This window comes from Nodosilinea sp. LEGE 07298 (assembly GCF_015207265.1).
GTDB lineage: Bacteria > Cyanobacteriota > Cyanobacteriia > Phormidesmidales > Phormidesmidaceae > Nodosilinea.
Genome location: NZ_JADEXE010000137.1, coordinates 1 through 17,362, shown reverse-complemented (window position 1 = coordinate 17,362; position 17,362 = coordinate 1). Strand labels below are relative to the sequence as shown.

The 17,362-nt window shown below is 60.3% G+C and carries 20 protein-coding genes; 15 read left to right on the top strand and 5 right to left on the bottom strand.

Annotation, left to right across the window (positions count from 1 at the left end):
• Positions 1-5: 5 nt before the first annotated feature.
• Genes IQ273_RS18425 through nhaC form a run of 3 tightly spaced genes read left to right on the top strand, consistent with a single transcriptional unit; the run spans position 6 to position 3,616 of the window.
• Positions 6-1,634: an MFS transporter gene (locus tag IQ273_RS18425; RefSeq protein ID WP_194024627.1), complete on the top strand. Its 1,629-nt coding sequence runs from the start codon at positions 6-8 to the stop codon at positions 1,632-1,634.
• Between the two features lie 36 nt (positions 1,635-1,670).
• The gene (locus tag IQ273_RS18420) at positions 1,671-2,111 is read left to right on the top strand and encodes a hypothetical protein (RefSeq protein ID WP_194024623.1); all 441 of its coding nucleotides are present in this window, start codon (positions 1,671-1,673) and stop codon (positions 2,109-2,111) included.
• Positions 2,112-2,134: 23 nt separating this feature from the next.
• Positions 2,135-3,616, top strand: a complete 1,482-nt coding sequence (nhaC, locus tag IQ273_RS18415; RefSeq protein WP_194024622.1) for a Na+/H+ antiporter NhaC — start codon at positions 2,135-2,137, stop codon at positions 3,614-3,616.
• Positions 3,617-3,695: 79 nt separating this feature from the next.
• On the opposite strand, the gene IQ273_RS18410 is transcribed toward nhaC, so the two are convergent.
• From IQ273_RS18410 to IQ273_RS18400, 3 genes are read right to left on the bottom strand one after another with little or no spacing between them, the layout of a single operon-like run.
• A complete protein-coding gene (locus IQ273_RS18410) occupies positions 3,696-4,157 on the bottom strand; it encodes a GNAT family N-acetyltransferase (RefSeq protein ID WP_194024621.1) in 462 nt (153 codons plus the stop codon).
• A gap of 15 nt (positions 4,158-4,172) precedes the next feature.
• Positions 4,173-4,754, bottom strand: a complete 582-nt coding sequence (locus tag IQ273_RS18405) for a DinB family protein (protein WP_194024620.1) — start codon at positions 4,752-4,754, stop codon at positions 4,173-4,175.
• A 48-nt stretch (positions 4,755-4,802) separates the two neighbouring features.
• Positions 4,803-5,513 (bottom strand): TIGR02466 family protein, encoded by a 711-nt coding sequence (locus tag IQ273_RS18400; RefSeq protein WP_194024619.1) that lies wholly within the window; start codon positions 5,511-5,513, stop codon positions 4,803-4,805.
• 133 nt (positions 5,514-5,646) lie between these two features.
• Here IQ273_RS18400 and IQ273_RS18395 point away from each other — a divergent pair, with 133 nt between their 5' ends.
• A complete protein-coding gene (locus IQ273_RS18395; protein ID WP_194024618.1) occupies positions 5,647-6,336 on the top strand; it encodes a glycerophosphodiester phosphodiesterase family protein in 690 nt (229 codons plus the stop codon).
• Here the strand turns inward: IQ273_RS18395 and IQ273_RS18390 are convergent.
• Positions 6,333-6,644, bottom strand: coding sequence for a metalloregulator ArsR/SmtB family transcription factor (locus tag IQ273_RS18390; RefSeq protein ID WP_194024617.1), 312 nt, complete (start codon positions 6,642-6,644; stop codon positions 6,333-6,335). The two genes, IQ273_RS18395 and IQ273_RS18390, sit on opposite strands and share 4 nt — an antisense overlap.
• A gap of 159 nt (positions 6,645-6,803) precedes the next feature.
• On the opposite strand from IQ273_RS18390, the gene IQ273_RS18385 reads away from it, so the two are divergent.
• The 8 genes from IQ273_RS18385 (at position 6,804) to IQ273_RS18350 (ending at position 14,179) form a co-directional block, all read left to right on the top strand.
• A complete protein-coding gene (locus IQ273_RS18385) occupies positions 6,804-7,946 on the top strand; it encodes a phosphotransferase family protein (RefSeq protein WP_194024616.1) in 1,143 nt (380 codons plus the stop codon).
• A complete protein-coding gene (locus IQ273_RS18380; RefSeq protein WP_194024615.1) occupies positions 7,943-8,863 on the top strand; it encodes an ABC transporter permease in 921 nt (306 codons plus the stop codon). Before IQ273_RS18385 ends, IQ273_RS18380 begins: the two co-directional genes overlap by 4 nt.
• A complete protein-coding gene (locus IQ273_RS18375) occupies positions 8,860-9,651 on the top strand; it encodes an ABC transporter permease (RefSeq protein ID WP_194024614.1) in 792 nt (263 codons plus the stop codon). The genes IQ273_RS18380 and IQ273_RS18375 overlap by 4 nt, the downstream gene beginning before the upstream one ends.
• Positions 9,644-10,738 (top strand): ABC transporter ATP-binding protein, encoded by a 1,095-nt coding sequence (locus tag IQ273_RS18370; protein WP_228053339.1) that lies wholly within the window; start codon positions 9,644-9,646, stop codon positions 10,736-10,738. Before IQ273_RS18375 ends, IQ273_RS18370 begins: the two co-directional genes overlap by 8 nt.
• A 159-nt stretch (positions 10,739-10,897) precedes the next feature.
• A complete protein-coding gene (locus IQ273_RS18365; protein ID WP_194024613.1) occupies positions 10,898-11,035 on the top strand; it encodes a twin-arginine translocation signal domain-containing protein in 138 nt (45 codons plus the stop codon).
• Entirely contained in the window at positions 11,020-12,153 is a 1,134-nt protein-coding gene (locus IQ273_RS18360; RefSeq protein ID WP_194024612.1) for an ABC transporter substrate-binding protein, read from the top strand. Before IQ273_RS18365 ends, IQ273_RS18360 begins: the two co-directional genes overlap by 16 nt.
• An 88-nt stretch (positions 12,154-12,241) precedes the next feature.
• The gene (locus IQ273_RS18355; protein WP_194024611.1) at positions 12,242-13,084 is read left to right on the top strand and encodes a radical SAM protein; all 843 of its coding nucleotides are present in this window, start codon (positions 12,242-12,244) and stop codon (positions 13,082-13,084) included.
• Between the two features lie 234 nt (positions 13,085-13,318).
• Positions 13,319-14,179, top strand: coding sequence for a TIGR04283 family arsenosugar biosynthesis glycosyltransferase (locus tag IQ273_RS18350; protein WP_194024610.1), 861 nt, complete (start codon positions 13,319-13,321; stop codon positions 14,177-14,179).
• Here the strand turns inward: IQ273_RS18350 and IQ273_RS18345 are convergent.
• Positions 14,176-15,294 carry a geranylgeranyl reductase family protein gene (locus IQ273_RS18345; RefSeq protein WP_194024609.1) on the bottom strand — a complete coding sequence of 373 codons (1,119 nt, stop codon included), beginning with the start codon at positions 15,292-15,294 and terminating at the stop codon, positions 14,176-14,178. The two genes, IQ273_RS18350 and IQ273_RS18345, sit on opposite strands and share 4 nt — an antisense overlap.
• Before the next feature lie 280 nt (positions 15,295-15,574).
• On the opposite strand from IQ273_RS18345, the gene IQ273_RS18340 reads away from it, so the two are divergent.
• The 3 genes from IQ273_RS18340 to cbiM form a co-directional block, all read left to right on the top strand.
• A complete protein-coding gene (locus IQ273_RS18340; protein ID WP_228053337.1) occupies positions 15,575-16,450 on the top strand; it encodes a DUF4382 domain-containing protein in 876 nt (291 codons plus the stop codon).
• Positions 16,447-16,944, top strand: coding sequence for a carboxypeptidase-like regulatory domain-containing protein (locus IQ273_RS18335; RefSeq protein WP_228053335.1), 498 nt, complete (start codon positions 16,447-16,449; stop codon positions 16,942-16,944). Before IQ273_RS18340 ends, IQ273_RS18335 begins: the two co-directional genes overlap by 4 nt.
• A partial coding sequence (gene cbiM, locus IQ273_RS18330) for a cobalt transporter CbiM (protein ID WP_194024608.1) occupies positions 16,944-17,362 on the top strand: 419 nt, incomplete at its 3' end. The genes IQ273_RS18335 and cbiM, both read left to right, overlap by 1 nt.

Here is a 17,362-nt window from a genome sequence, read left to right as displayed (position 1 = left end):
CCCCTATGACTGCCCAATCTCCCCCCGCCCCCGGCATTGAGGCCGAACTCCAAGACTCCTGGCTGCCCATGGTCGTGATCGGCATGGGCCAAGTGCAGATGTCGCTCAATATCAACGCCCTGCCCGTCTCCATCGGCAACATTGTCAACGAATTCAACACCGCGCCCACTACGGTCGGTACGGCGATCGTCGCCTATTCCCTCTCAGTGGCGGGCTTTGTCATGCTGGGGGGCAAGCTGGGCCAAAAGTTTGGCTCCCTGCTGATCTTCCAGATCGCCACGGTGCTGCTGCTGCTGGCCATGGTGATGATGACCTTTAGCACCAGCGCCGAGATCATGATTGTGGCCCAGCTGATTGCGGGGCTGGCGGCGGCGGCGATCGTGCCCACTCTGGTGGTGCTGATCGCTAACAACTACCGGGGCAAGCAGCAGTCTAAGGCCTTGGGCATTTTAGGGGCGGTGCAGGCGATTACCACCGTTACCGCCTTCTTTTTGGCCGGGGCCCTCGGCACCTGGATCGGCTGGCGCTGGGCCTTCGGCATCATCATTCCCTTTGCGGCGGTGGTGCTGCTGCTCAGCTTTCGACTGAAGCGGGTGCCCAAAATTCCTGGCGTCAAGATTGACTGGGTGGGCGTGGTGCTGGCCGCTCTGTCGATCATCTTTATTAGCGTCGGCTTCAACAACTTAAATGGCTGGGGCTTAGTTTTGGCCAGGGCCGCAGCTCCCCTGGCCCCGCTGGGCATTTCTCCCGCACCGATTCTCATCGTGTCGGGGGTGATCGGGGTGCAGCTGTTTGTGGCCTGGGCGCAGCGGCGGGTGGCGGCTCAGCAGACGCCGCTGCTGGCACTGGAGGTGATCGACTCGCGCCAGGAGCAGGCGGCGGCGATTTCCATGATGTCCATCGTCATCCTGGGTAATGCGATGACCTTTTTAGTGCCGCTCTACATTCAAATGGTGCAGGGCCGCACCAGCCTCAACACCTCGGTGGCGATGATTCCCTACCAGCTAGCGGTGTTTGCGGCGGCGATCTCCATTGTGCGGGTGTTCGATCGCCTCACCCCCCGCCAGATCGCCCGCAAGGCGTTCATCTTGGTGGCGGTGGGCATGGTAGTGCTCGCCATTGTGATGAACAACGAGTGGGGCACCCTGCCGGTGATTATGGGTCTAGTTTTAGTCGGCCTGGGCCAGGGCTCTCTGGTGACGCTGCTGTTCAACGTGCTGGTCACCTCGTCGCCCAAGGAGCTGGCGGCGGATGTAGGAGCGCTGCGGGGCACCATCAATAACCTCGCCGCTGGGGTGGGTACGGCCCTGGCCGGGGCGCTGGTGGTGGGCATCCTCAGCCTCAATATCCAGCGCGGCGTGATGGATAATCCCTCAATTCCGCCAGAGCTGATCCAGCAGGTGAACCTGGATGAGGTCACCTTTGTCAGCAACGATCGCCTTCAAGCAACCCTGACAACTACCACAGCTACCACCGATCAGATGGACGAGGCGATCGCCATCAACGCCGCCGCCCGCCTACGCGCCCTGAAGCTGACGTTTCTGTTCCTGGCAGCCCTGGCGCTGCTGGTGATCGTGCCGTCGCGGCGGCTGCCCAGCTACGTGCCGGGAGAGGTGCCCACCCCCGAACGCTAAGGCTTGCTCAAAAACGATTACACAGGATGTTCAACGATGCACCATAAACGCCGCCTGATTCTGATTGGCCTGCTGGCCTTTGGAGCTTTGATCTGGCCAGTGGATCGCGCCACGGCCCAGGTGCGATCTATCTTTCGCCCCAGGGTGCCAGACACCTCCACCGTTCGCACCGTAGGCCAGGTTGACCCGACAGAATCCATCGAGATCGTGATCAACAACGTGCTGACAGGGCCTCTAGGCATTGGCTTTGCGGGCGGGGCCAATGTGGAAGTGGCTCCCAGCGAGTCGGCCAAGCTGGTATTTACCACGGTGCCGGTCAACTTGTTTGTCTATCCGCTGGGACAGGAGGCGAGCGTGCGATCGCAGATTGACATCGAGGGCAACACCATCACCGCCGACATTGTGCCCCTCACCAGCGTTGCCCCTGGCGATATTTCCCTCAATATCGACGGGGCGGGCTTGGTTTATATCTATTGACCCCTCACCAATCGGAGACTGCCATGACTCAGCCTGACTCAGTGCCGCGCCCGCCGCGCCCGCCCTCACTTTTCGATGCGATCTTTCCCTTGGTTGTGCTCATTGCGCTGATCGGCGGTGCCGTCACGCTGTTTGGGCTGGATGCGGTCAGTGGCCCCGTGCAGGTGGCGCTGATTCTCAGCGCCATGGTGGCCGCTATTGTCGCCCTCAAAAACGGTCATCCCTGGTCGGCGATCAGCACTGCCGGGGGGCAGGCGGTGGCCTCGGTGACCAGCGCCATTTTTATTTTGCTGGCAGTGGGGGCCCTGATCGGCACCTGGAATATGGCGGGCACCATTCCCACCCTGGTGTACTACGGCATTCAGATTTTGCAGCCAGGCTGGTTTTACGTGGCCTCGGCGCTGATCTGCGGGCTGGTGTCGATGGCGATCGGCAGCTCCTGGACGACGGCTGGCACCATTGGCGTGGGGCTGGTGGGGATTGCGATCGCCCTGGGAGTCTCCCCCGCCGTCACCGCCGGAGCCGTAATCTCCGGGGCCTACTTTGGCGACAAGACCTCTCCCCTCTCAGAGACCACGGTGCTCAGCGCCCAAATGGTCGGCACCGACCTATACACCCACATCAAGGCCCAGCTCTGGACCTCGGGGCCAGCCTTCATCATTGCGCTGATTGTGTTCACCATCATCGGCAGCCAGACCGAAGTCACCGCTGGGGTCGAAACGGCCACCGATCTGACCCAGCTCAACCAGCTGTTCTGGATCACCCCCCTGACCCTAATTCCGATGTTCCTCTTGGGATTTATGTCCTACCGCAAGGTGCCGCCCTCTTTGGCGATCATGACGGCGGCGCTGGTGGGGGGGCTGACGGCGGTGGTGCTGCAACCCGAGGCGGTGCTGCGGTTTGTGAATGAACCGGGCACCGCCACACCCATCGTCTTCCTCAAGGGCATCTGGCTGGCCATGGCCAACGGCTTTAGCGAAAATTCTGGCGTCGCTGATGTCGATCAGCTGCTCTCGCGTGGCGGTATGGACAGCATGCTCTACACCCTGTGGATCATCATTGGGGCGGTCACCTTTGGCACCATCATGGAAGAGTTTGGCATGTTGACCAAGCTGATCAACCCGGTGCTGCTGCGGGCGCGCACCCAGGGCAAGCTGTTTGCCACGGCGGTGGCCACGGCGATCGGTCTGAATATCTTTGCCGGCGATCAATATATCGCCCTGGTGCTGCCCGCCCGCATGTTTCGCATCGAGTTTCAAAAGCGCGGCTTGCAGCCCCAAAACCTGTCGCGCCTGGCCGCCGATGCGGGCACCGTCACCTCGGCCCTGATTCCATGGAACTCCTGCGGTGCCTTCATGGCGGTGACATTGGGGGTGTCTACATTTCTGTACTTTCCCTTCGCCATTTTCAATATCGCCAGTCCTATTCTGTCCCTGCTCTACGGCATCACCAATTTCAAAATTGAGAAAATTCCTGCTGGGTTCAACCTGGCGGAAGAGGTTTAAGTCTGCGAAAATCCCATGATCGTGGCACTGCTGATTTGGGGTATGCAACAAAGGCTAGACGCATTGAGAACTCACTACACTAACCCACCAGTGTTTTCACCATAAATGTGCTGTTGGGGTCGTCGGCGTAGTCGCCAAAGGGGCCGCGGTACTCGAATCCGTAGCGCTGGTATAGGGCACGGGCTGGGGCAAAGGCAGGGAAAGCGCCCGTTTCTAAATACAGGTGGGTATAGCCCCGCTGTCGAGCGACTTCAATAATGTGCTCCAAAAGTTTGGAGGCAATACCCCGGCGGCGGTGGGCGGCGGGGGTACGCATTGACTTAATTTCGCCGCTGGTGGGGTCGAGTTCCTTCAGGGCACCGCAGCCCAGCAGATCGTCACCCTCCCAAGCCGTCCAGAAGGTGATTTCGCGCGATCGCAGCCGCTCCAAATCCAGCGCGTGAACGCTGCCGGGGGGCGTAATCTCGTGCATATTCTCCAGGTGCTCGCGCAGCAGAGCAATGATCTGCTGGCCCGTCAGGTCGTCTTCACGGATTTCCATAGCGATCGCCTCTGGTTAACTGCCCCATATCTCTGGCTCCGAAAAACCCAGTTCTTGAAAATCGCGTTCTCTCAATTTTGCCTCGTCGGCACAAAAAAACTCATCCAGCTGAGGCGGTTCAACCGATGTGCCTGCCAGCATGGCGTGAACCTGACCGCGATGGTGAATTTGATGCTGAAACAGGTGAGCCAGCAGCCGCGACATCTGCTCAGCATGTAGGCCAAGCGGCCGCTGCACCTGGACAGGCTGCTCAACGAGTTCGTCTGTGAGGGATCGGCAAAGGGCAATTAATCGGCGATCGCTCTGGTGCTGCTCCCGCTGTAGGTCTGTGCAGGTATCGAAGGGCTCCTCAGGCTCAAAAAATGCGTCGACCTGGGTATTGGGGGACTGATGGTTGATGCTCCGCTCCAGCGCGTCAATATAAAACCAGTCGACGGTTAACAGATGGTTTAGGGTCGCTTTAATTGAGGGAAAAAAGCCCGTTCTAGTGGCGACAAACTCGGCCTGGCTCAGTTGGCTGCAGGCTTTCAGCAGACGGTGGTTGGCCCAGGCGTTGTTGTAGGCCATGGTCAACAGGTGATGGGTGAGCGAAGCCATAGCAGTTCCAGTTCTCCGTGGCGACTGCAAATCAATTGTGACCTGCGGCTAGGGCGTTGATCCAAACCGCTGCCACTGGGTGGGGGGCGGCATCAAAAATTCGTAGGCCCCAGCGGCCTGCCCTGGGGCTGCGGTGAGCACAATATCAAACGAGAGCGACAGGCGCAGGGCGTCGGTGTGGTTGGGCGTGACGCCGTGGCGCTGCTTGGCCGGGAAAATAATCAGTCGGCCCTCGGTGGGCAAATACAGGGCCTGATCCTGATTCAGGTAGTTCCAGTCGGCGATGATGTCAGTGTTTTCGCTGCCTAGGCCGGGGCTGACTTCGTTGGGGCGGGCGTCGTCGAAAAAGGTGAGGCAGCCTGCCGCATCGGTGCCCGACTCGGGCACGGCGACGTAGTACACGGCGCTGACATGGGCGGTGTTGTGGCAGTGGGCACCGACTTCCTGCTGGGGGCGCGACACCACCGGCCAGGCCCGCTGAATGTAGAGTTCGACCTGGCTGAGATCTAGCCCCAGTTCCTTGAGATAGGTCACCACGTGGGTTTCGACCTGGGCCACCACCCAGCTAAAGCGAGGGTCGGTATGGACTTTTTCAACGCCGTGCAGGTCGCCTGTCCAGGCCATCTCAGGGAAGTTGCGGGGTTCGCTGCCGCTGGCCTCTAAATCGAGAATGGCCTCGGTGAGGGCGGCTTTGTACTGGGCCGCTGCGGGTAGGTCGTCGTAGTAAATGGCGAGGGGAAACCAGGTGTCGAGAGGCATAAATGGAACGTCGACCGGGGTTAAACCAAAGGGGTTGGCGAGAGGAGGTGCTAGGCCGTACTGTGAAGTACTGGTATGACTTGACGATCGGCCCAGGACTAAACTCAGCTTAGCAGGGTAGATGAGGCCAGTGATGGAGTGGATTACGACTCAACCCATTGCCCACCGGGGCCTGCACCAGGGGACGGCGGTGCCCGAAAATTCGCTGGCGGCCTTTGAAGCGGCGATCGCAGCCCAGCACCCCATTGAGCTAGACGTGCAGCTGCTGGCCGATGGCCACCTGGCGGTGTTCCACGATCGCGACCTGAAGCGGCTGACGGGCCATAAGGGCCGCATTGCCGACCAAACCCTCGGCAGCCTGGGGCAGTTTCACCTGTTTGGCACCGACCAGACGATTCCCTCACTGGCCGAAACCCTGGCCTGCATCGATGGTCGGGTGCCGCTGCTGATTGAAATTAAAAACGAGAAGAAAGTCGGCCCCCCGGAGCAGGCGCTGGTGAAAACCCTGGCGGGCTATCAGGGCGAGTTTGCAGTGCAGTCGTTCAACCCGCGATCGCTTCAGTGGTTTAGGCGCTACGCTCCCGCCGTTGTACGCGGTCAGCTGGCCAGCAAGCCGCAACAATTTTTGCGCAGCAACCTGCTGCTGGCCTGGGCCAGTGCGCCGCACTTTATTGCCTACAACGTTAAAGCGCTACCGACGCTGCCGACGACCCTGGCCCGCCACTACTTCAATTTGCCTCTTTTGGCCTGGACAGTGCGCAGCCAGGCCGACCGCGATCGGGCTACCCAGCACGCCGACAACTACATTTTTGATCCGTTTTAGATCTGTTTCGGGTCAAAGACGAGGGTACAGCAGCCCAGCTCAACCCCATAACCCGATTTAGGCCGCGCCTCGGGAGCTAGTTCGTAGAGTACGGTTCGGCTATCGCGCCGCGAGGTGACAAACCCCTGCTGCCGCAAAACGCTGAGGTGGTGAGACAGCAGACTTTGCTCTATAGAAAGACTATCGTTTAGCTCCCAAACGTGTTTTGGCCCGGCAAACAGCAGGCGGAGAATAGCCAAACGATGGGGTTCGGCCAAAACCTTCAGCCGCTGGGCACAGTAGGTTCCATCCTGAGACCTTGTAGCCATAGGCCATCCAATCCTCAGAGGCAGACGTATTGCACAGCAGAATTGCTACTGCCAACCCTATCACTCTCAGAAAGATTTAATCTAAGGCTAATATGAATCGTTATTCATGTCTTATAGAGTATTTGTAATTTTGTTGCCCTGTGACCATGCCGTTGAAAGATGCCTTTGTTAACTGCCGGTTCACTCGATGTTGAACAGATTCAAACCCAGCTGCAAAAGGCGCTGGCGCAGACGTCCCAGGCTGGCGGTAGCGAGTTGGGGCCTATGTCCGGGCCGCTAGACTTGCTGGCCCATGGTGAAGCCAACCTGATTTTTCGGCTGCACAGCGATGCTTCTGCTGAACCCCGGCGCGATGCTGAACCTGAGCCGCTGGGCGATCGCCTGATTCGAGTAGCGGTGAATACGCCCAATCAGCGCTTTGGGGGCGACTTTAGCCAGCTCACCGCCTTTGAAGGCACCATCTTGCGCTACCTCAAGGGAACCGGGCTAGGCCACGAACTGCTGGGGGCACAGCTAGGGCCTACCGCAGATTTTCCCTACACCTATCTGGTGACTAACTATTTAGATGGTGAACCGCTGGACTACAGCCGTGCCCACCTCCAGTGCTGTGCGGCTACCCTGGCCCGGCTGCATCGACTGCCCCTGGAGGCTGGCTATGGCGACTTAGACTCGCTGATGCCTCCGGTGCAGCGGGTGAGCCAGCCCCTGACGCTGTTCTTTCACGAGGCCCAGGACTACGCCCAACCCTACCTAGACTCGGAGCAGGCGGAGCCGGAGATCGTCGAGATGCTGCGGGCGGTACTGGCGAAGGCGGAGGCGCGACTCCCGGCAGAATCGCTGTTGGCGCACTATCCTCACGAGTGCCTGGTGCACAGCGACCACACCTACGAAAACTGGGTAGTGGGCTGTGATCACGCCTACCTAATCGATTGGGAATGGGCGGAAATTGGCTCTCCGGCTGGGGATCTGGGGCACTTTTTGTCGCCGGTCACGATCTGCCGCCGCCAGGGCTACCAGATGCCAGCCGCAGACCGACAGTTCTTTCTCGATGCCTACTACGGGGCGCTGGGGGATGCCGCGCTGGCGGAGAAAATATGGGTGCACTTTGCGGCCTTTGGAGCCTTCCCGGCGCTGCGATCGCTCTGCTGGACAGCCGGTTACTGGATCACCGCTCGCCTCTGGTACGCCGACCACGACGGCCCCAGCGCCACCGAACGGCAGCGCCGCTTTGAGGACAGTCGGCGGCGGTTTCCCTCCCTGTGGGCCGAGGTGATGGCGCTGCTGGAGGAACCCCTGCCATGACCGCTGTTCAACCCTTGAAAACAACTGCGTGGATGGCGCTAAGGGATGTGCCCTGGCGGGCTTACCTGCTGGTGCTGCCCGCCCTCAGCCTGGTCGCCGTACTGTTTGGCGGTGGGCTGGTGCTGGCCTTTTTGCAGAGCGTGGGCCTGCTGGGGCTGACGGGCGACGGCGGTTTTTCGCTGGCGGCCTATGGGGCGGCACTAGGGGATGAGCAGTTTTGGCGATCGCTCGGCCTCAGCCTCTACATTGCCTTTACCGCCACTGCCCTCTCGACGGTGTTGAGCATTGGCCTGGCCATGCTGCTGCGCGAGGCAGGGCGATGGGCTAGCTTCGCCTGTCAGCTGACGCTGCCGATTCCCCACCTGGTGGGCATTGCGGGCATTTTGCTGCTGCTGTCGCCCAGCGGCCTGATCTCGCGCCTGCTCTACTCCCTGGGTTGGATTTGGATTAGCTCTGATCAAGACTTTCCGCTGCTGGTCAACGACAGCGCCAACATTGGCGTGATGACCCACTTTTTGTGGAAAGAAATTCCGTTTATGACGCTGATTTTGCTGGCGGTGCTGCGGGGCATTCGCCCAGAGCTGGGTATGCAGGCGCGGGCGCTAGGGGCCACTCCCTGGCAGTGCTTCTGGAACGTGACGCTGCCGCTGCTGCGACCGGGCATTGTCTCGGCCAGTTTGATTGTGTTTGGCTTTGTGTTTGGCAATTTTGAGGTGCCGTTTTTGCTGGGCTCAACCTACCCTAAAACGCTGCCCATCTTGGTCTACCAGGCGTTTACCAATGTGGATTTGAACCAGCGGCCCGTGGCGATCGCCCTTGGCCTGCTGCTCTCGCTGATTTCGATAGCGCTGATTGCCCTATACCTGTGGCTGGGGTCGGGCCAGCCCTTTCGTCGCCGCCTTGGGGGGCAGCCATGAGCCGAAATTTGGTCTTGATGCTGATTGTGGCGGTCTTGTTTTTACCCTTTGTGCCCCTGCTGGTGTGGTCGGTGGCGGAGGGCTGGTACTTTCCGCAGCTGGTGCCCCAGCAGTGGACGGGGGCAAATTGGGCGGCGGTAGTGTCGCCGGGCAGCCGGGTGCTGCAGGGGTTTTTGCAAAGCCTGGCGATCGCGGCCCTCTCAACGGCGCTGGCGCTGGTGGTCGGCCTGCCCGCCGGGCGTGCCCTGGGGCTGATGCAGTTTCCGGGCAAGGGGGCGATCAAGCTGGCGCTGCTGCTGCCGATCATTGTGTCGCCCCTGGCCACGCTGATGGGCATTCAGTTTGTGCTGATTCGTCTGGGGCTAAGCGGCACGCTGGCCGGGGTGGTGCTGGTGCATCTGCTGCCCACCATTCCCTACATGACCCTGGTGCTGAGCAGCGTGTTTGCGAATTTTGATACTGGGTACGAGACCCAGGCGCGATCGCTGGGGGCGTCTCCGGCTCAGGTGCTGTGGCGCGTTACCCTACCGCTGATCGCACCGGGGATCGTCGTCGGGGCGCTGTTCGCCTTTTTGATTTCATGGAACGAGTTTTTGCTGACCTTTTTTGTTGGCGGGGGGCGAGTGCTGACCCTGCCGATGATTTTGTTTACCTCCCTCCAGGGGGGCAACCAGGGGTTGACCGCTGCGATCGCGGTCACCTCCGTCATTCCAGCGCTAATTTTTCTGCTGTTTTCGAGCCGGGCACTGCAAGACGATGCAGCCATTGGGGGGTTAGGGGATGTCTGAGACGGCCTACTGCGCGATGCAGAATTTGACCAAGCGCTTTCGCGGCGTGCCCGCTGTGCGCGACCTGTGGCTGGATCTGCACCAGGGCGAACGGCTGGCGCTGCTGGGGCCGTCGGGCTGTGGCAAATCGACCACGCTACAGCTGATTGCGGGGCTGCTGCCCCCCGACAGCGGGCAGATTGTGCTCGACGGGCGATCGCTGGTGGGCATTCCCCCCGAGCGGCGCGATATGGCTCTGGTGCTGCAAAAGGGGCTGCTGTTTCCCCACCTCAGCGTGGGCGAGAATGTCGCCTTTGGCCTCAAGCTGCGGGGGGTAAACCGGGCCGATCGCGAAGCCCAGGCGCTGGCCATGCTAGCTCAGGTGCAGCTGACGGGTTTTGAAAACCGGCGTCCGGCGGAGCTGTCGGGGGGGCAGGCTCAGCGGGTGGCTCTGGCGCGATCGCTGGTGATTCGCCCCAAACTGCTGCTGCTCGACGAACCTCTCTCGGCGCTCGATGCCAACCTGCGCGGCGACATGCAGGAGCTGATCTTGCAACTCCAGGCCGATACGGGCGTCACCCTGCTGATCGTCACCCACGACCAGCAGGAGGCGGTAGTGATGGCCGATCGCATTGCGCTGATGTTCGACGGCTGTCTACGCCAGGTCGATACCCCCGAAGCGCTCTATCAAAGGCCCAGCGATGGCACCGTAGCCCGCTTTTTGGGCGGGGTCAATTTCTTTGGCGCGGTGGCCGCAGGGAACCGACTGCGGCTAACCGACGGGGACAGCCTGACGCTGGATTCTGCCCATCAGGGGCCAGTGCAGGTGACCATTCGCCCGGAGCGAGTGCAGGTATTGGCAGAGCGTCTGTGCAGCACTAACCTGCTGCCCGTCACCGTCGCCCAGAGCCGCTTTACCGGCACCCAGCGCCAGCTAGTTCTTACTACCGCCGCTGGGCTAGAGCTGCAGGCTTGGGTACCGCCCGGCCAGAGTTTCGCCGTGGGTCAAACCGCTTACGCGCACCTGCCCCCGGAGGCGCTGTGGTGCTGGCCCGCTGCGGGAAATGCCTCTGTAGCGGTGCCTGAGCCGGAGTTGCTGTCGCACTAGGGCGACTTCTGGAAAATAGTTTCCCCAATGGTGGTCAGTGCCCACCCTACAGTGGCCATAGTTGTTGGATTAAAGCTGGTATTTTCTCTCCTGGAAATCTCCTAAGGTCTCGCCAAGTTTGTTTTGCTCAGTTGTTTCGTATTTTTGACAGACTCTCCTATGCCCCGTATTCGTCGTCGTCATTTTCTCTACCTCACCGCTGGCGCGGGTCTAGCCGCCGTAGCCGCCAGCTGCCAGACATCCAGCACCACCGATACCGCCTTTGACCCCACCACCGCATCGTGGGAAGACATTTAGACATTTTGGCGATCGCCCAGGGCACCACGGTCAACTGGGCCATGTGGGGCGGTAGCGACCAGATCAACAGCTATGCCGACAGCTGGGTGGCTAGCAAACTCAGCAACGACTACGGCATTACCCTGAACCGGGTGCCCATCAACGACACCGTAGAAGCGGTGAATAAAGTGGTGGGCGAAGTGCAGGCGGGCCTGACCACAGGCGGCAGCATCGACTTGATCTGGATCAACGGCGAAAACTTTCGCACCATGAAGCAGGGTGATCTGCTGTTTGGCCCCTTTACCGGACCACTGCCCTCTACCGCTTTCTACGACCTCGATGACCCTACTGTAGCCATTGACTTTGGCCTGCCGATCGAAGGCTACTCGGCCCCCTACACCGGCTCACTGTACGTGATGGCGAAAGATGGCGATCGCGTCTCTGACACTCCCCAAGACTTTGACCAACTGCTGACCTGGGCCGAGGCCAACCCTGGCCGCTTTACCTATGTTGCCCCGCCCGAGTTCGACGGCAGCCGCTTTTTGCTGACGGTGCTCTACGGCGTGACCGGCGGCTTTGACCAGTACGCCGGGGCCGAATTTGACGAAGCTCTGTGGGCGCAAAATTCGCCCCAGGTGGCGGAGTACCTGCGCGCCCTCAAGCCCCACCTGTGGCGCGGCGGCGAAACCTACGCCCCCACCCAGACCCGCCTGCTGGAGCTGTTTAGCAACGGCGAAATTTGGATGATGCCTGCGTTTACCCCCAACATTGCCGAGGGCATTGCTACCGGGCGCTTTCCGGCCAATACCGCAGCCTTTGCCCTACCGGGGGCTTCGCTCAACGACTCGTCGTTTACGGCCATTCCGGTCAATGCCAGCAATCCGGCGGCAGCGATGGTGCTGGCCGACGTGCTGGCTGGCCCTGAGGGTCAGCTCGAAAAATTTAAGCCCGAGGTTTGGGGATCGCCGCCGCTGATCGATCGCAGCCTGTTGCCCGCCGACATGCAGCAGCAGTTCGATCAGGTTGAAGCCAACTATGGCCTACCTCTGCAAGAACTGACCGCCAATACCGTGCCCATCGTCAATGCCGAATACACCCTGCGGCTCGAACAGCTCTGGGAAGAGGAGGTGGTCGGATAGGAGTATTGATTTTGGATTCCTGCATCCCCAGTCCTGCTTTCCTAAACTGAGAATCTGACCCTCTGCCCTCACTCACTCTCTATTTACTATGACATTTCAACCCCGACAGACTAGCCCCCGAGGCGTAATCGAAAACCAGCGGCTGCTGGAGCTGCACCTGTACCCCGGCAACCGCTGCAACCGCGAGTGCGACTTTTGCACTGTGTTTGGCTCGGCTGAGGGCTGGTACGCCGACTACACGCCCGAACATTTAGACGCCGCCCTGGGCACCGTTATGCTCGACGAGCGGGGCGTGGTGAAGTTCTACGGGGGCGAGCCGACCCTCAGCCCCGACAACCTGCTGTGGGCGATCGCCTACCTGCGCGATCGCGGCTTTGGTGGCAGCATTGTGATCTATTCCAACGGCATCCAGGCCGACCATTTGACCGACATTCTCGCCGCCGATCCGCTGGGTAAAACCACTGCCTCGCTCAACTACTCCATTGCCACGGGCGATGGCGCACCGCAGATGCCCCTGTCCTCTCTCCGCAAGCTGGAGGCTTACGAGGCTGAGCAACCGGGGGCGATCGCCATGGGCCACGCCGACATCGTTGACTCGGGCCGAGGTATCGACCCCTTTACGGGCGAAGAAAACCGCCCCAAAAGCGCCCACCGCTGCCCCCACTGCTACCCGGTACTCAAAACCGACGGCAGTTTCCACGCCTGCCCCTTTGCGGTAGAAAACGCGGCTCCTCATTTTCAGCTGGGCACCATTCAAGATGCGCCGGAGATGGTGGCCGACAACTTTCAGACGTTCCTAGACTGGATTGACACCGTTCACGAACCCTATGCGATCGCGCACGACCAGCCCGCCTGCACCGTATGCTGGCAACACTTAGAGGCCCTGCCCACCCCGGAGTTTCGCCAGGCTGCGGCAGAGGTTGCTTCCTGAACACGCCAAATTCACAGGTTATAGCCAGAGTCACCTGGGTTAGGACATCCATAAAGCCTGAGAACGTTCAAACGTTTGAACGTTCTCAGGTAAACAGTCCTCACTAGACTGGCTACAGCTATATTGCCGATTGTCATCGATCCAGGGTTGGGCTCTCAGTAAACATTCAGGCGATCCTCATTCGCCCTGGGGGCCGGTTGGGTAAATTATCGAAACGCTTACTGGTGTTGCGATATGTCCCTCTCTGTTGAAGGTCTATGGGCTGTGGCCAAATTGCAGGCACAGCTGGCGCGATGGTTAACCCCCCGTTCTAGCCACGCTGTTGGTACCTTACCCAAACCTTTGCCGCTGACCGAGGCGAATACCAGCGCTACTGTCACCCCCAGGGCTGACCCAACCTTGCAGCAGCCAGCCATTTCCATCGTGATTCCCGCGCTCAACGAGGCGAGCAGCTTGCCCATGGTGCTAGAGGCCATTCAGGCTGCCGCCAACGTAGAGGTCATCGTTGTCGATGGAGGCAGCTCCGATGGTACGGCTGAGGTGGCCAGGGCGATGGGGGCCAGGGTTGTGGAATCGACGCGGGGGCGATCGCGCCAGCAAAACCAGGGGGCCAGGGTTGCCAAAGGCTCAATTTTGCTCTTTCTCCACGCCGACACTTGCTTGCCCCAGGGGTTTGACCAGGCGATTCGTCAGACCCTATCGCAATCTGGCGTTGTCGCCGGGGCCTTTACGCTGGCGATCGATAGCCCCAGGCAAGGGCTGCGCTGGGTGGAATGGGGGGTAAATTTGCGATCGCGCTACCTGCACATGCCCTACGGCGACCAGGCCATTTTTCTAAAGGCCGAGGTCTTTCACCAACTCGGCGGCTTTCCCGACCTGCCGATGATGGAAGACTTTGAGCTGGTGCGGCGGCTAAGAAAGCTGGGGAAAGTTGCGATCGCGCCTAGGGCGGTGGTGACGAGCGATCGCCGCTGGCGCAGCCTCGGCATTCTGCGCACCACCCTAGCCAACCAGGTCATGATCATGGGTTATCTGCTCGGCATCGATCCCCACAGGCTGGCACGATGGTATCAGAACCTGGGGAAACCTCGCTAGCCCGACAGTAGCCCTCCGCTCATGCGCTTCATTACCCGGCCAGCAATATCGGCGTAGCTTACCTCGCCTGCTAAAATTTGCCCCAGCCGCTGGGTCGCGGTAGGTCGCTTAATGCCCACCCGGTAGCCGATCCCCGGCACCCGAAAGAACAGCCCAGCAATGCGCTTGGCCCAGGGCATGTCTTCGCCCCAGGTGCTGTGCATGGTAGCGGTGTAATTGGCCAGCGCGTCTGGATTCCCGGCCAGTGCCGCATGAATCGCCTCGGCAGCCCGCACCCCGCTAATCATGCCGGGGCGTACACCCTCCGCGCTGAGCGGATCGACAATGGCGGCGGCTTCCCCCACCAGCACGGCCCGGTGGGTGTGCAGGGGGTGGTTGCCGTCCCACAGTTTCAGCGGGTGGCTGTAGACTGTGCCTGCATCGGGGCTGACCCCAAAGGACTGGCTGTATTTTTCCAACGGCTTTTTGTAATCAGCCGGAGCCTGACCCAAAAATGTCGCCACTCCGATCGAGTAGCCCTCGGCTTTTGGGAAGTTCCAGGCGCAACCCTGCTTCACCAACCCAAACTCAAAGTTAATCGCGCAATCATCCCCCACTGGGGCATTCACTTCTAAAATGCTGGCGGTGCGCAGCGTCAAATCGGGGAAACCTAGCCACTTTGCCATTGGCCCTGTCGCACCGTCTGCGGCCACTAGGTAAGCCGCATCTAGAGTGTCATCGGGGGTAGAGACCTGCCAGTAGTCGCCCTGGTTGGCGATCGCACTAACCGCCGTACCATCCTTCAGCTGTGCTCCCTGCTTTTGCGCCTGCTGCACCAAAAACTGGTCAAACACCTCACGCCGCACCATCCAGATTGGGTCGGCGGTAGTGAGTTCGGCCTCGATCGGGTCGCCCAGCTTGTAGGTGTAGCGCACGCGGCGCATGGTGCGATCAATCGCCGGGGCAAAGTCAAAATCAAAGTATTCCGCCACACTGGGCGAAACCGCCCCGCTGCAAGGCTTGTAGCGGGGCAACGCTTCTTTCTCTAAAATCAGCACCGAGTGCCCCTGCTTGGCCAGGTGATAGGCGGTAGATGCTCCGGCAGGGCCAGCCCCCACCACAATGACGTCGTACATGGTTGATCACAGCATTTTGGTGCCTTTATCGTATCGCTTCAATGATTAGCAAACAGCAGAATCTATCGCTAACCAAGTCCGGATCAGGATCTGTCGTTTTCCCGCAGGCAGAACTCTACTTCTGGCCTTGAATGAGGTTTAGTGCCCCCCCTGGGCATTGAAGTTTAGGGGCACTCGGGGTTAAGTAAATACACTGGGTTACGGCCTTTGAAAGCCCATCAAGGCCGAGAAATAGATAACTCAGCTCTACTCCAAGACACTTTACATCTGCTCAGGTACTATGCAACGCAACACTTCAAACGTAGCAATGGGTGTGCTAGGGGCCATAGCCCTCGGCGTGCTGACCGGCTGCGGTAGCGAAAGCCCCACCGCCACCACTCCCGAAATAGCCCCCGAAACTACCGAAACCGCCAGTGCTGACGGCGAAACCGGCACCCTGCTAGTTCGGGCTAATGGCGAAGATTTTGTGCGCCAGGGGTTTACCACCAAAGACGGCTGGGAGGTTACCTTCGATAACCTCTACGTGTCGCTAGCCGACATTACCGCTGCTCAAACCGACCCTCCCTTTGACCCCGAAGCCGGTACCGAACTCCAATCCACGGCCGAGGTTAAGGTCGAAGAAGCCCAAGTGGTTGACCTAGCCGAGGGCGATGATTCGGCAGAGCCGATCATGGTGAGCGAGGTTGAGGCCCCAGCCGGGCGCTTCAATGCGCTGGCCTGGCGCATGGTGCCCGCCCCATCAGGGCCGTCCGAAGGCTACTCGATTTGGATGCAGGGCACCGCCACTAAAGAGGGCGAAACCGTGCCGTTTACCGTCAAGGTGAATGAAGAGCTGGCCTTTACCTGTGGCGATTTTGTCGGCGACGAGCGCAAAGGCATTTTGACCGCTGGCGAAGAGGCCGACGTGGAGGCTACCTTCCACTTCGACCACCTGTTTGGCGACGGCGAGGCCCCCGCCGACGACAGCATCAATACCGGTGCCCTGGGCTTTGAGCCGCTGGCCGCCCTGGCCGAAAACGGTGAAGTCGATGTCGACAGTGCGGCGCTAGAGGCCGGGCTGTCTGAGGAAGACTACCAGACTTTTCTCTCGATTTTGCCGAGCCTGGGCCACGTGGGTGAAGGCCACTGCGAAGAAGTGACGCTGACAGCCTCATGAGACTGAGACTCAAGTTTGCCTGGTTACTGGCGCTGGCACTGGTCGGCGGGGCCGCGCCTGTACTGGCCCACGGGGTGACAGTGGAGCACCGTCAGGTCAACGCCGTTGAGCTAGAAGCCCAGTTTGAGACCGGCGAGCCGATGGCCAACGCCCAGGTACTGGTCTACGCCCCTGGCAACCCTACCGATGTCTGGCAGGAGGGCACCACCGACGATCAGGGGTACTTTAGCTTTACGCCCGACACCTCCCAGCCCGGCAGCTGGGAGGTGATGGTGCGCCAGGCGGGCCACGGCGTGCTGACCACCATTCCGATCGCGGCTTCTACCTCTGGGGGGGCACCTGTCGCCACCCCAGCGACAGAGGCGGAGGCCGGGTCCAATTCTTTAATCTCTCCTAGTACTACCCTGTCTCCAGTGCAGCGGGGCATTACTATTGGCTCTGTAATCTGGGGCTTTATTGGCACCGCTTTATTTTTTGCTCGAGGCAAGCGCTAGTGCATATCCCCGATGGAATTTTACCGGCCCAGGTCTGCGCGGCGGGGTATGCCATAACCGGGGTAGCCACCTGGTACTCGCTGCGGCAGATCAACCGCAGGCCCGACCCGGCGGCTGAAGTTCCTAAGGCCTCATTGCTGACGGCGGCATTCTTTGTGGCGTCGTCGATTTATATTCCAGTACCACCCGCTAGCGTTCACCTGATTTTGAATGGGCTGCTGGGGGTGGTGCTGGGGTATTTTGCCTTTCCGGCGATTTTGATCGGCCTGTTTTTTCAGGCGCTAGTGATTGGCCACGGTGGGCTGACGACCCTGGGAGTGAACGCCACCATGATGGGGGTGCCCGCGCTGCTGGCTTACCACATCTTTCAAAGCCGCAACGTCATCGGCAAAATGCTGCCCGAGCCGACCCGTACGGG

Excerpts from the sequence above, each read along its gene's own strand:
- IQ273_RS18425 (WP_194024627.1), top strand. The coding sequence starts at position 6 with ATGACTGCCCAATCTCCCCCCGCCCCCGGCATTGAGGCCGAACTCCAA.
- IQ273_RS18420 (WP_194024623.1), top strand. The coding sequence starts at position 1,671 with ATGCACCATAAACGCCGCCTGATTCTGATTGGCCTGCTGGCCTTTGGA.
- nhaC (WP_194024622.1), top strand. The coding sequence starts at position 2,135 with ATGACTCAGCCTGACTCAGTGCCGCGCCCGCCGCGCCCGCCCTCACTT.
- IQ273_RS18410 (WP_194024621.1), bottom strand. The coding sequence starts at position 4,157 with ATGGAAATCCGTGAAGACGACCTGACGGGCCAGCAGATCATTGCTCTG.
- IQ273_RS18405 (WP_194024620.1), bottom strand. The coding sequence starts at position 4,754 with ATGGCTTCGCTCACCCATCACCTGTTGACCATGGCCTACAACAACGCC.
- IQ273_RS18400 (WP_194024619.1), bottom strand. The coding sequence starts at position 5,513 with ATGCCTCTCGACACCTGGTTTCCCCTCGCCATTTACTACGACGACCTA.
- IQ273_RS18395 (WP_194024618.1), top strand. The coding sequence starts at position 5,647 with ATGGAGTGGATTACGACTCAACCCATTGCCCACCGGGGCCTGCACCAG.
- IQ273_RS18390 (WP_194024617.1), bottom strand. The coding sequence starts at position 6,644 with ATGGCTACAAGGTCTCAGGATGGAACCTACTGTGCCCAGCGGCTGAAG.
- IQ273_RS18385 (WP_194024616.1), top strand. The coding sequence starts at position 6,804 with ATGCCTTTGTTAACTGCCGGTTCACTCGATGTTGAACAGATTCAAACC.
- IQ273_RS18380 (WP_194024615.1), top strand. The coding sequence starts at position 7,943 with ATGACCGCTGTTCAACCCTTGAAAACAACTGCGTGGATGGCGCTAAGG.
- IQ273_RS18375 (WP_194024614.1), top strand. The coding sequence starts at position 8,860 with ATGAGCCGAAATTTGGTCTTGATGCTGATTGTGGCGGTCTTGTTTTTA.
- IQ273_RS18370 (WP_228053339.1), top strand. The coding sequence starts at position 9,644 with ATGTCTGAGACGGCCTACTGCGCGATGCAGAATTTGACCAAGCGCTTT.
- IQ273_RS18365 (WP_194024613.1), top strand. The coding sequence starts at position 10,898 with ATGCCCCGTATTCGTCGTCGTCATTTTCTCTACCTCACCGCTGGCGCG.
- IQ273_RS18355 (WP_194024611.1), top strand. The coding sequence starts at position 12,242 with ATGACATTTCAACCCCGACAGACTAGCCCCCGAGGCGTAATCGAAAAC.
- IQ273_RS18350 (WP_194024610.1), top strand. The coding sequence starts at position 13,319 with ATGTCCCTCTCTGTTGAAGGTCTATGGGCTGTGGCCAAATTGCAGGCA.
- IQ273_RS18345 (WP_194024609.1), bottom strand. The coding sequence starts at position 15,294 with ATGTACGACGTCATTGTGGTGGGGGCTGGCCCTGCCGGAGCATCTACC.
- IQ273_RS18340 (WP_228053337.1), top strand. The coding sequence starts at position 15,575 with ATGCAACGCAACACTTCAAACGTAGCAATGGGTGTGCTAGGGGCCATA.
- IQ273_RS18335 (WP_228053335.1), top strand. The coding sequence starts at position 16,447 with ATGAGACTGAGACTCAAGTTTGCCTGGTTACTGGCGCTGGCACTGGTC.